Source organism: Microcoleus sp. T2B6 (assembly GCF_036700475.1).
Taxonomy (GTDB): domain Bacteria; phylum Cyanobacteriota; class Cyanobacteriia; order Cyanobacteriales; family Microcoleaceae; genus Microcoleus.
The window spans coordinates 1-13,460 of the sequence record NZ_JAUBOZ010000150.1 but is presented as its reverse complement, the minus strand read 5'-3'; the positions used below and the strand labels follow the sequence as shown (position 1 = coordinate 13,460).

General features: G+C 47.3%; 7 protein-coding genes. 2 read left to right on the top strand and 5 right to left on the bottom strand.

What is annotated here, in order from left to right:
- Positions 1–296: 296 nt before the first annotated feature.
- From QUA00_RS34130 to cobU, 3 genes are all read right to left on the bottom strand, one after another.
- Positions 297–2,366: an AarF/ABC1/UbiB kinase family protein gene (locus QUA00_RS34130; protein ID WP_333412912.1), complete on the bottom strand. Its 2,070-nt coding sequence runs from the start codon at positions 2,364–2,366 to the stop codon at positions 297–299.
- 77 nt (positions 2,367–2,443) lie between these two features.
- A complete protein-coding gene (locus QUA00_RS34125) occupies positions 2,444–2,866 on the bottom strand; it encodes a hypothetical protein (RefSeq protein WP_333148160.1) in 423 nt (140 codons plus the stop codon).
- Between the two features lie 280 nt (positions 2,867–3,146).
- The gene (gene cobU, locus QUA00_RS34120; RefSeq protein WP_333412909.1) at positions 3,147–3,722 is read right to left on the bottom strand and encodes a bifunctional adenosylcobinamide kinase/adenosylcobinamide-phosphate guanylyltransferase; all 576 of its coding nucleotides are present in this window, start codon (positions 3,720–3,722) and stop codon (positions 3,147–3,149) included.
- Between the two features lie 309 nt (positions 3,723–4,031).
- Here cobU and QUA00_RS34115 point away from each other — a divergent pair, with 309 nt between their 5' ends.
- Positions 4,032–5,003, top strand: a complete 972-nt coding sequence (locus tag QUA00_RS34115) for a glycosyltransferase family 2 protein (protein ID WP_333206060.1) — start codon at positions 4,032–4,034, stop codon at positions 5,001–5,003.
- A gap of 1 nt (position 5,004) precedes the next feature.
- Here the strand turns inward: QUA00_RS34115 and QUA00_RS34110 are convergent, their stop codons facing one another.
- Positions 5,005–5,217 (bottom strand): hypothetical protein, encoded by a 213-nt coding sequence (locus tag QUA00_RS34110; RefSeq protein ID WP_223300923.1) that lies wholly within the window; start codon positions 5,215–5,217, stop codon positions 5,005–5,007.
- Between QUA00_RS34110 and QUA00_RS34105 the strand changes: the two genes are divergently transcribed.
- Positions 5,126–6,061 (top strand): glycosyltransferase family 2 protein, encoded by a 936-nt coding sequence (locus QUA00_RS34105; protein WP_333148165.1) that lies wholly within the window; start codon positions 5,126–5,128, stop codon positions 6,059–6,061. The two genes, QUA00_RS34110 and QUA00_RS34105, sit on opposite strands and share 92 nt — an antisense overlap.
- A 121-nt stretch (positions 6,062–6,182) precedes the next feature.
- Here QUA00_RS34105 and QUA00_RS34100 read toward each other — a convergent pair.
- The coding region (locus tag QUA00_RS34100; RefSeq protein WP_333412907.1) for an Ig-like domain-containing protein at positions 6,183–13,460 on the bottom strand (7,278 nt) is incomplete at its 5' end.

Below are 13,460 nucleotides of genomic sequence, written 5' to 3'. Positions count from 1 at the left end.
CCGTCCTTTTTGGACGGGCGGGACGCCCATCCCACAATAACAATTAAAATTGTAAGTTATTTAATTCGCGATCCTTAATTAAAAGAACGCAGACGAAATTTCATCTGCGTTCATCTGTGTTTATCTGCTAATATCTGCGGTCAAAAAACATCCCAATCTCCCAATCTAATATGATGTGCGGTCGATCGACCACGCTCAAAAGCCGGGGCGGGTTTACAGAATCTCTCGTTTCTATTGTAGATATTGGTGAACCCGCCCCTACAGGAATTATGGTCAATTCACCTGACATGATATAACTACTTCGCCGCAGGTAAAGACAACTGAGGCGAAGTTTTAGCATAGCTTCCATTCTCAGGAATCGCTGCGGGTTCGGAGGAAAGCAAAAACTCGCGAATTACCCTAGCAACTGCTCTTTGAGCTAAACCGCCGACTACTTTCTGCCCCATATTCTGCACTTCCGGTTTCACCAACAACTGCGGAAGTAGCTGCAATACTTTCGTCCCGTCAAAACCGGGAGTTGATTGCAAAATATCCCAAATCCTTTTGATGTGTTCTAGATTGTTTTTTTCTGTTTGTGAAACCACAGGTTGATTTGCCTTGACTCCAAACCATTCGCCCACGACTGCTTTGGCGTTAGCAAAAGCATTGCTCGAAAGTGTGTCGAGACTTTTGACTAATTCCAGGACAATACGATCGCGAATGAAATCTCCTCTTTCGGAAAATAAATACTCTAATGCTTGGTTCAAGATTTTGCTGACATCGTAATCCTCGCTCTCGCGGGCATTGTTGAGCAAGTTTTCTAAGCGGTTCCAGCGGAATTCGCCTTGTTTGAACAGCAAATCTTGCAGGGATGCTCTCAATTCCGGTGCGGGGTCGCTCAACAGCCGTTTTGCAACGTAAGGATAAGCTTTGCTCAACACTTTGAATTCTGGATCGACATTAATGGCAATCCCTTCTAACGTGACGAGCGATCGAATAATCAAAGCATAGTAAGCTGGAACCCGGAAAGGATATTCGTACATCACCGCCGAAAGTTCGTCAGTAATGCTTTTGAAATTGAGTTCGGCAACGCTAGCACCCAAAGCATTGTTAAATACCCCCGCCAAAGCCGGAATAATTGGCGTCAAATCGGTGTCTGGCGTTAAAAACTCTAACTTGACATAATCTTTTGCCAAACCTTCAAAGTCGCGGTTCACCAAATGCACCACAGCTTCCAACAAGCCGTACCGCTGATAAGGTTTAACTTCGCTCATCATCCCGAAATCGAGATAAGCTAATTGACCGTCAGGAGTTGCCAAAAGATTGCCGGGATGCGGGTCGGCGTGAAAGAAACCGTGTTCGAGAAGTTGTCTGAGAGAGCACTGCACCCCCACTTCAATTAAGTAAGGAGCGTCGATTCCTTGAGCTTTAACGGCCTCTAAATTCGTAAGTTTGATGCCGGTGATCCACTCCATTGTTAAGACGCGGCGGCGGGTATATTCCCAGTAGATGCTGGGAACATAAATGTCTTTGATGTGGCCGTAGAGTTGGGCAAACCGTTCGGCATTTTGACCTTCGTGGGTGTAGTCCATTTCTTCGTAAATGCGCTCGCCCAACTCGTCCATAATGCTGGCGAGGTCACTGCGAATTATTTTGAAGTTGTTTTGTGCCCAAACTGCAAGACGCCGCAGGATGTAGATATCTAAGCCGATGTTTTCGGCTAAACCCGGTCGCTGGACTTTGATTGCGACTGTTTCTCCGGTTTTGAGTTTGCCTTTGTAGACTTGTCCGAGAGATGCTGCGGCGATCGGATCTGGGCTGATTTCTGCGTAGATGTCTTTGGGGTGGGCTCCCAATTCTTCTTGGATGAATTGATATGCTACTTCGTTGGGAAATGCTGGCAATTGGTCTTGCAGCGTTGTTAGTTCTTCTAAATATACTGGCGGTACTAAGTCGGGGCGTGTTGAAAGTGCTTGTCCGATTTTGATGAAAGCTGGGCCGAGTTGGCCGAGAATTTCCCGCAGTCGGACGGCGCGACGCTTTTCGTTTGTGGCGGTACGACCTGTTTTGCCGTCGAACCACACACTGAAGGCAAAGCTAAAAAATGTCCAAACAACGCTCGACAGCCTTCCCCAGACTTGTAGAGGTCGATTTCGGTACAGGGCTGCGATCGCCACTGGATCGTACCGAACAGCATCTCCGGCTAACTCGAAAGCTATGTCTCTGGCTGATTTGAGCCGATCGTCCGTTACGAGCTGCGTCTCTAGTGATACTGGTACTGCTTGCAGGGGAATTGTATTTGCATCTTGGAGATTGCCGAGTACAGCCTGAGTCCCTGAATTTACATAAGTTGGCGGGGAGGCTGGCGATACTGTCTTGACATTCATAAATCAGACCTAGTGTGAAGCATTGTAAATATATTGTAACAATTTAAGGAAGAAGACCCTTCTTCCTTCTTATATACTTACTCGCCGCTGGATCTTTGGAGTCGATCGCGAATGCCTGATAGTTGCGATTGGCTGCTGACGGGCGATCGAGGTTGGGGCATTTCGGTATCGGGCCAGTTTGGTAAGTCGTTACAGGGACAGAACTCCGGGGGCATTCCGGTTTGTTTGAACACTACGGGCATAGCGCAGCGCGCGCAGGGACTGATTTCCCAAGCTGGCGTCAGCAGTTGGGCAATTGTTTCGTTTGTGCCTTCGAGGTAACAGTCTCCGCTGTCGCGGGAGATGATTTTTTGCCAGCAGTCTTCAAATTCCTGGCTGTAGCGATCGCCCCCATTTACCAATTTGGGCTGCAGCGCTTCGGAACCGTTGCGAATTAATACTTTTTTGCCTAACTGAAACCAGTAAGCAATATATTTTCTTACTTCACTATCTGATGCCATAACTTTTAGTCAACCCTTCAACTAATTGATTATTTTAGACTTTTAATTGGAAATTACCACTCTTTCTTAAGAGACATTTTATCTTTTACATAATTTCAAAATTTGGCTATTCCTCATGTCAAATTGTTGAGCTGTCCCCCTAGTGAGTATGTTTTTTGACTAATTTATGTGAGTCTTGAATTTTCAATCTTACTTAATGAAAATTCTACCTGATTTTCAGTTAAAATTGTCGTTCGGGAAACCGATATATTTTCTCTCTTGTCGATCGCGACTCCGGCTGTTAATTTTTCGCTACCGGCGGCAGCGGGGTACCCAAAGCGCTGAGATTCAAGGCGTAACCTCCGGTGGCGAGATAAACAGTATCGGCGATCGCCCCGATGTGGCGCACGAGAGTGCCGAGGCGATCGCGAAACAGCCGCCCCGCCGGATAAGCAGGCACAACGCCCCATCCGGTTTCTTCCCCTACCAAAATTACATCAGCCGCCGCCGACTTCAAACAGGCTAGCAAATCTTGCTGCGTAGTCGCCCAAACAGCAGCTTCTTGTTCCAAAAGATTTGCCGTCCAAGTTCCCAGGGAATCAATCAACAAGCAATCTGAGGGCTTGCTGGCCCGCAAAACGGCCGATAATTCGATCGGCACTTCTAGAGTTGCCCAATCAACTGGACGGCGATTTCGGTGCCGATCGAGGCGACGAACCCACTCCAAATCTGCTTCATCAACCTGACCAGTAGCCACATAGATTACTTGTTTCCCAGAACCCGCCGCCAGAGTTTCGGCCCATTCACTTTTGCCGCTTCGGGCCGGCCCAGTTACTAAGATTAATTGTCTCGATGTGGTGGGTTCTGAGTTACTCATTAGTCAGTCGATTTTAGATTTTAGATTTTAGATTTTAGATTTACTCCACAACAAATGATTTTGGGAGATTGAAGTTTGGTTAAAATTTTGGGGCTGCTCGCGACTAATGTCGCGGGCTTGTCTCCCTTCTTTGGGCGGGGTCACATACAAAGGATTAAACATAATTCCCAATTGCCAATTCCCAATTAGCAATTACCAATTATGATTTAAACGGCCAACTACCAAATGCTTTTTAAGCGATAATAGCATTGATGAGACAATATCAGAGTAAGTCGATCGAGAACCCCCGTATTTCCCAAGCTGTTATTTATGCCAGATCGTCCTCAGATATCAGCGATTATTTGCACCCACAATCGCGCCGCCTATTTAGGTGGGGCGATCGACAGCTTGCTGGTACAGGATTTTCCCGACAACTTTGAAGTAGTAGTAGTGGATAACGCTTCTAGCGATTATGCAAGCCCCGAAAGTTCGACTTCGCGCACCCGCGAGGTGGTAGAAGCAAGACAGGGCGATCGGCGCCTCAAGTACGTCTGGGAACCCGAAATCGGTCTGTCAGTAGCCCGGAACACAGGCGCTAAGCAAGCTCGCAGTGAAATATTAGCTTATCTCGACGACGACGCTATTGCTGAGCCGAATTGGCTTAGGGTGCTGCACGCGGCTTATCAAAGCAATCAACAACTCGCCGTAGCTGGTGGCAAAGTAAATTTGCTCTGGCCTTCTGGAGTCAGCCCGCCCGAATGGCTGTCACCGGGATTAGCCCAGAACTTGGGATCATACGATTTAGGCGATACTTGCCTGTACGTGACTGCTGCCGGTTTGACTCCCAGGGGAGTAAACTACTCAATCCGGCGCGCTTTTCTCGAACAAATTGGCGGCTTCGATGTCAAACTCGGTAGAGTCGGCAAAAAGTTGCTGTCAAATGAAGAGTTGCGAGCCACAGAATTAGCTTTAGAGTTAGGCTGGCAAGTAGTTTATCTACCGGAGGCCCTGGTGCTTCACCATGTCGCGACAGAAAGGCTCAACAAAGCTTGGTTTCTAGAGCGCGGGTGGTGGCAAGGCATCAGCGAGTGTTATCGCGAACAATTGTCCGATCGAGCCGGTATTGCTCAGCTTGGGCGGGGGGGTGAAAGAATCTTGAGGGGTGTCTGGAAGTCTTTTAAATATATTAGAGATCCAGGGCTGCGCTTTGAAAATTTCGTTTTTGCCTGGGGTCAAATCGGTTATTTGAGCGCAGCCATCCGCGGCCTGATTTTTGCACCGAAATCGACCAGCAGGCATTAGGCTATAGGCAATATCCCTCGCTGCTCAAGTCGTCGGCCCTGCTGTGCCGATCGCATTTCATCCACCAAAACTCGACCGCATTTAGGTTCAAGCACTCGATTATGACATCTAGTTCATCCAAGATTCCGGTTTCAGTTCTCATTCCGGCAAAAGACGAAGAACTTAATCTACCTGCGTGTCTGGCCAGCATTGCCAGGGCGGATGAAGTTTTCATGGTTGATTCCCAAAGCAGCGATCGCACGGTAGAAATTGCCATCAGCACGGGCGCAAAAGTAGTGCAATTCTACTTCGACAACCGCTGGCCGAAAAAGAAAAATTGGTCATTGGACAATCTGCCCTTTCGCAACGAATGGGTATTAATTGTCGATTGCGACGAGCGCATTCCGCCGGAACTTTGGGACGAAATCGCGCAGGCGATCGAAGACCCGAATTTTGACGGCTACTACCTCAACCGCAAAGTCTTCTTTTTAGGCCAGTGGCTGCGTTACGGCGGCCGATATCCCGACTGGAATTTGCGTTTGTTCAAGCATCAAAAAGGCCGTTACGAAAACCTCGGCACTGAATCCGTCCCCAATACTGGCGACAACGAAGTTCACGAACACGTCATTTTAGCCGGTCAAGTCGGCTACTTAAAAAATGACATGATCCACGAGGATTACCGCGATTTATTTCACTGGATAGAACGGCACAACCGCTATTCCAATTGGGAAGCTCGCGTTTATTACAATATTATTGAAGGGCGCGACGACAGCGGCACTATTGGTGCTCACTTATTTGGAGATGCAGTGCAGCGGAAACGCTTTCTCAAAAAAGTTTGGGTGTGGCTGCCTTTTAAACCAATGCTCAGATTTATTTTATTTTATTTTATTCAGCTCGGCTTTTTGGATGGAAAAGCTGGCTATATTTATGCAAGGCTATTGAGTCAATATGAGTATCAAATTAATGCAAAACTTTACGAGTTGCGTTGTTGTGGCGGTCAGTTAAATGTGGCAGAACCTGAGCCTACTCTGTCGCCGCCAGTAGTTATCAGTCAGGAGACTGAAGTGAAATTGCCGTAATAGTAGGTATGAAATTTTAACCGCAGATGGCGGCGGATTGACGCCGATGAACCCAGATAAATGTTGATTTGGGTTAAGTGCGATCGCCCTTATTTTACCGATCGCACTTTTCCTTTGTTTCCTAAACCAGCATGAAATTAGCAGATGTTATGGCATTGGCACTCACTCCAACCATCACACCTAACTGCTCCCCTGTCAAGAGGTTTTTGATGAGAGTTCCCTGAGTATTTTGAGTTATTTCCAACTGACCAAAACTCAAGCCACCGCTTAATCCAATCAAATCTTGACCCAGGGTAAAATCAGCGATAATATCAAATCCTTGACCTGCTTTTAAGGCAAAGATATCGTTGCCGCTACCGCCAATCAAACTATCATTTCCCATGCCTCCGTCAAGGAGATCGTTGCCTTTGCCACCTGTGAGAGTATCGTTGTCTGCGCCTCCGTGCATGGTATCATTTCCGGCACACCCTCCCAGGATATCTGCTCCTTCATCACCGTTGATTAAGTCATTACCTTCACCGCCGCAGATTGTATCATTTCCCTGTTGTCCAAACAGATTGTCATCACCTTGACTACCAAGCAGGATGTCGTTACCTTTGCCTCCATATAAGGTGTCATTATCCTTACCACCATCGATGAAGTCATCATCTTTGTTGCCATAAATGATGTCAGTACCTTCGCGGCCATGTAAGAAGTCATTGCCTTTGCCTCCGAAGATTAAATCGTTGCCAGACTCGCCAAGGATGATGTCGCTTCCTTCATCTCCGTAGAGAGTATCTTCATCTTTGCCTCCGGCGATGAAGTCATTGCCTTGGTTGCCATTAATAATGTCATTATCGGCACCACCGTATAGGTTGTCATCCCCGGATTTGCCCTCGAATATGTTGGCAGCATCGCTACCTAGTAATTCATCGTTTTGGGCAGTGCCTATCTGAAGGCCGGATGCGCCGAGTATGGTGTTTTCAACTGAGTTGGGTCGGTTTAAGTTGGGATAGGTAATTGTGTCGCAGATGCACTCATCGTCTGAGAGGTTATTAGTTGTTGGCGTGGGAGTTGCTGTTTCCGATGGTGTTGGTGTTTCTGAGGCTGTTTCCGATGTTGTCGGTGTTTCGGAGGCTGTTACTGATGGGGTCGGAGCGATCGGTCGGGTCGGAGCGATCGATGTTGGTGTGTCAGTGCCTGTTTCGGTGCCAGGGGCGCTGCCGGTATCCTCAGATGTAGGTTCCTCGGGATCGATCGCCTCTGTGGCATCAATAGTCTCGACAACGGGGCGAACAGTAGGGTCATTAACCTTCACCTTCTCGATCCGAGCCAGAATCGCCTCTTTGGTGTTGTTAGCAAGGAACTCTTCAACAGTCACAGTTCCCGCCGCCAAATCGGATAAACCGACAGCAATTTGACCTACAGACACCGCCTGCAATTTGGTGATGTCAAGAGCGATATCTTTGATGGGGCGACCGCTAGCGACGAGATCCTTGACCATTTGATTGCCCAGAGCCATGATTTGAGCCGCAGCAGCCGCACTCGCAGCCAGTTGTGTCGGGTTGATTTTGGGGTCAGACTCTGCTGCTTTGGTAATGGCTGCTTGGAGAATACCCAAGATTGTTTCTGTTTTACCCAAATCAACAGCAGCGCCACCCTTGAGTTGATTTGCGATCGCCCCGATACCACTAAATGCGAGTTGAGCAACTTCTGTTTCCGAAACCCCCTTGATGAATTTCGCTATCTGGACGATCGTGTTTTGCACCAGAATCATCGAGCCGAATACCGATACACCATTCGCGTCCCCTTTGGCGATCGCCTCTAAGGGGTCGTAGCTACCTAAATCAACTCCTGCGGGCAGTCCTAACGCTGCTTTCACCTGAGTTTCCGCTGTTGCTGGGTCAAGGCCTTGCTGCACCATAGAGGCGATCGCCGTCGTTAAAGGTGTCACAACCGTTGACTCTAGGATAGAAGTCAGTGGCGTAGCCATCGGTAAACCCGTTGCAGCATCCACACCGCCAAGGATGTCCATACCGCCCATCAGGACAAACTGGCCTTCGGTGTAGTCAAGTTCACCATTTTGGTTGGTATCAAACTTTTCGACTTCCACATTCAGATCGATACTGCCATCTGCCCTGGTAATCGTAAAGGGTTCACCCTCATCCAAAACCCCGTTTAAGTTGGCATCGAAGAACACCTTACCGCTACCAATGTAACCGTCTATGACACGACTCTTGTAGTATGTCCTTACTGTGTCTGTGTTAAGCGTTGTGGTGTTAGGGGGAACTAAAACACCTGTAGCTCCGAACACTCCCAGCCAATTATTGTTGGAACCAGTAACTTTAGTGACGGTAATGCTTTCCAGCGTTCTGGCTGAGTTGGGTCTCAACCCAAACCCGAATATGGCAGGATCGTTAGCATCATCAAATTTTGATCCAGTTTTATCAAGGCTGCGATCCATTCCGTCAATCAGATAATAACGCTCAAATGATGGAGTGGGAATTTCGTCAAACCAGTCGGGAACATTGGCTGTGCTTACCACCTTGGTGTTATCACTATAGTTAAATGTCACGTTCATCCCTGCTGCGCCATTGGTACTGGTAGCGAACAGGTGGATTTCTGAATATTTGTCGGGCGTGACTTTAAAGGTAAAGGATGTGTTGTTAGCTGTGAGGACTTTGGCGTTGTTGCCGTCATTAGTATTGTTGTAGCCAAGTTGAACATTAGGACTGAAGGCATTCGCTCGGAAAAAACCGTCGTTGGGTAATCCATTGCCATTCGCATTATTTTTCAAACTGGCAAACGACTGTGTGACGAAGGTTTCATTCCCGCTACTTAATCCGTCTTGTGTAGGATCTGTGGCTCCTCCCTTGTCGTTGACAATCACATCGCGATCGAAGACTGAACTAAAGTCGGAATTTATAACTTTAGGATCGGGCTTAAACTCGAAATTCTCAACCCCCGTCACGATTTTCACATCGCCATTCGGAGCAACAATTCGCCATACTGCTGTAGCTGTCTCGGTAAACTTATAGTCTTCTTTCTTACCGGTCAAGAGCAAGATATCGTTGCCATCTCCTCCGTCAATAGTATCGCTGCCCTCCCCAGAATCTAGGTAATCATCGCCAACGCCACCGAAGAGAGAGTCATCCCCAGCACCACCGCTTAGGGTATCTTTGCTACTTGTACCAGAGGACGATCCGTTACCTTCGCCATAAAGAGCGTCATTGCCATCTCCACCTTGGATAGAGTCATCGCCCTGTTGACCGTAGAGAGTATCGTTGCCAGTTCCGCCTTCCAGGGTGTCATTGCCCTCCCATCCGTGAAGTTCGTCATTACCTTCATCACCCCTGAGAAGATCGTTGCCACTCTCACCCAGGAGGATATCGTTACCGGCTTGGCCAGAGAGGGTATTATTTCCAGCATTCCCAATCACTAAGTCGTTATTAGCTGAGCCAATGACATTTTCAATCGAGGTTAACAGATCTGTATTGCCAGAAAATTGGGCTTTGCCATTGTTTAAATTGACATCAACAGCACCAGTAGAAAATCTGTAGTCGGCAGTATCAGTTCCGTCACCTCCATCAAGGACGTTGCTGCCATTTCCACCAGAGAGCGTATCGTTATCTCCCTCGCCATAGAGAGAGTCGTTACCCTCTCCACCATTGAGGATATCGTTATCAGTCCAACTGGCAAGATGGTCGTTTCCTGCCTGTCCTTCGAGGATGTCATCGCCCTCATGACTATAGAGCTTATCGTCGCCCTGACCCCCATAAAGGTAGTCCTTGCCACCATTGCCCTCAAGGAAGTCTTTGCCCCCTCGACCAAAGAGCGTATCATTATCGATCCCGCCGTTTAGAGTGTCGTTGCCATCACCACCGTCGAGGAAATCGTTTCCTGCTTCTCCTCGGAGCATATCATTGCCAGCTTCACCGCTAAGAATGTCATCATCATTCTCACCAAGGAGCCAATCGTCACTCAAACCGCCGAAGAGAGTATCCTTACCATTTCCACCTTCGAGTGTGTCTTTGTCGTTGCTACCGTCGTAGTATCCTCCCGTTTTTCCGTTGTCTTCGCCATAGAGAACATCATCCCCATCTCCACCTTGGAGGAAGTCGTTATCTCCCTGACCAAAGAGAAGGTCGTTGCCATTTCCGCCCTCAATGGTGTCATTACCCTTATAGCCGTGCAGTTCGTCATTGCCATCCTGACCTTTCATCAAATCATTGCCATTCTGACCAAAAACACGGTCATCATCATGGTCAGCATTTAGGGTGTCATTACCATCGCCACCATCAAGCAAGTCCGCACCCTCATAACCGTACAGGAGATCATCGTCAGCATTACCATAAAGGAAGTCAGAACCCCAACCCCCAACAAGTGTGTCTCTGCCTTCATTGCCTTCGAGTTTGTCGTTGCCATTATGGCCCTCCAGCAAATCGTCATCTTGTTGACCCTGGAGGAGATCGTCACCATCCGCGCCTTTGAGAGTGTCGTTGCCCCTACCACCTGCTAACAGGTCATTTCCTTCGTCGCCATTCAACCTATCATTGCCATCCTGACCTTCGATTCGGTCATTGCCAGACCAACCTTCTCCTACATCATCTCCCGACCCCAAGATGAGATGGTCATCTCCACCCTCACCTCGAATTAAGTCATTACCTCCCCTTGCCTCATATTTGTTGTTTCCATTCCCCAAATATCTGTCATCACGACCATCCGAGCCACCGATCAAGCCAAGAAAATCGTTAAACGCACCTTCAAAAAAGTCACCTATGTGAATGAAGGTATCGAGTACACCTGATGTAACACTATTAAATCCCTGAACAACCCCATCAATGGCTTTATTTACAGCCTCAGTGACTGCACCCAGGGCACCGCCCGTCACCTGATCCAACAAATTTCCGATACTTGTGAGCGGAGCTAGTGACACGGTAAAGTCACCTTTGAGCGGCCCAGCCTCATAACCTACCTTTACCTTGGAACCACCAGGTGTACCATCTGAGGTAATCTCAAGGTCTGCCTTAACATTGCCAACGAGCTTGAGATTGTAGCCTATTTGACCTTTAACTGTTAGCTTGCCATTCTGTAGGCTGATGTTCGCACTGCCTAGATTTTCACCGAAAATTTTAGCTGTCCCTCCGATTTTGATATCGGTGGGACTTTTAATATCAATTAATGCGTTCTCGATTGATAAGACTCCGAATAAGTCAAGATTTCCTTGAACTTTTAGCCCATTTCTATCCGCATTAATTTTGGCTCCGGCAATCTCTCGCCCAAAAATCTTCACCGAACCCGATCCACTCGCAGTTTTGTTGTTGACATCAACTGAAAAATCGTTAATGTCTAGTGCTACGGCTCCTAAATTCAAATCAAAATCTTTGATTTTGGCACTCGTGGTTGTAAATTCCACGTTTGCTTTAGCAACTTCAGCCCCAAAAAGCACAAGCTTAGCGTCCCCTTTTAGATATTGCTCAGTGGGACTGACTTTGAGTGCTAAATCGACAGTCTTATCGTTGGGACCATCTGCTCCTGTGAGTTTCAAAAATCCAAAGTCAATTTCAGGAATCTGTAAAAATCCTTCTAAACTTGGATTGCTTTGAGCGTAGGGATTGGCATTGAGACTGAGCGTGGCTTCTTTTCCCCAAGCAGTTAACTTCCCATTAATACCAAGACCTTGGGTTAATTTTGTTTCAGCAATTTCTGTCTCTAACGGCACTAACTTGAGTAGGGGATCCAACTTTGTATCTGCATCAGGCCCATCAACAGAGACAATATTGACATTCAAGGTTTGCCTCAAAAACGATTCTGCCTTCTTAACAAAATCGACTTCCTTCCCCACTTGTTTGATGACATAAGAGTAAACGGGACCAGCCAACAGATCAACAAGGTTGACAGGAGCATTTGCCGTTAATTCCACTGCAAATTTCTTGGGATCGTTAGAAGTGACAAAGAAAGCCGACTTGAGATCGAAGTTGCCAAACTTTAAATCTCCCACAAATCCAACATTATCAACCCAAGGTGGTGCGTAGGTTCCGCCAACTTGTAAGGCTAACTTCCCAATTTCTGAATCCGGTAAGCCAAAGGGATTTTTCCAGGGAGTTTTGGCAGTGAGTTGAAGCGCACCCGTAATTGATTTGGGGTCGAAAGTTAAGCCTCCCGAAAACGTTAAGTCAGGTTCCGTTGTTTGGAAGGGATCATAATCTTTAATTAAAAAACTGCCTACTATACCGAAATTCGGGGGAGAAGTTGTATCTGCTGAGACGCTTAATTTAGCACCAGCAATCTCAATCGAGAATGGGTCAACTTTCAAAAGTGTTAGGTTTTCAGTGCTTAACTCAGCACTGAGGGTCACTTTTGGTACAACACCTGTTCTCACTTCTGCTTTTAGCTCTACCTCCTTAATTTTTAGCTGCTCATTAATGAAGTCTAAAAAATTTGTTTGACCATCATTCTTAGCGTCTGCAAAGTTTACTGTTGTACTGAGTCCGTAGGTTGGAGAGGAGGTGTTTAGGTTGGATAAGGTGAGGCTGGGTTTACTTATGGGTATAGTGAGACCGGTTGCAACCTGAGCGAAAAGAGGATGAAGAGCTACGAACTTAGCGAAAGGTACGGGTACGTTCACGCTCACGTCCTGGGTGAGTTTCAGTTCGTTGTTTTTAAATTCAGCCGTTAATGGCTGGACAATCGGTACAAGCGCTTCGAGGACTTTTTTTTCTACAATAGGTACAAAAATTTTGTTATTGTTAAGGTAAGCGTCTAGCTGGCTCCAGTTTTCAATCCGAGAATCGAAAGTGCGCGTTAAAGGTGTAGCAGCAATATTGTTGTTACCCGCTGCATCAGTGGCGCTGCTGGCGGGAACGTTGACGGTTACGATGCCGCTACCCGTTGGGGTGACAGTGAAGTTGTAGTTACTACCAGTCCCACTAAAGCCACTAACAGTACCGTTGGTGGCACTGATATCCGTGGCGATAAACCCAGTGACACTTTCGTTGAAAGTAGCGGTGACATTGAAAGGATTGCTGACTGTTGCCGCAGCGGTTGAAGCTAGGGTGACGGTGGGCGCTGAAGTATCAGCGGCAGCAGCAGTGGTGAAATTCCAAGCAGTTGCACCTATAGTGCCGGCATAATTATTACCAGCTAAGTCTTTAATTGCACCAGCAGCAATTTCAACGTAGTAATCAATACCGGGCGCTAAATCTGCTGGTGGATTAATGGTGACGGTACTACCAGTAACAGTGACATTTGGCGCTGTAACATTTATAGTTTCCACAACTGAGTTGTCGGAGACTTTCTTGATAACAATATTGCCAGTGCCTTTTTGCACCGCTTCATTCAAGGTGACAACTAAATCAGCAGCAACTGCAACACTGGTGGCGTTATCTGCGGGGCTGAAACTGGCAGTAGGCGCTGTGGT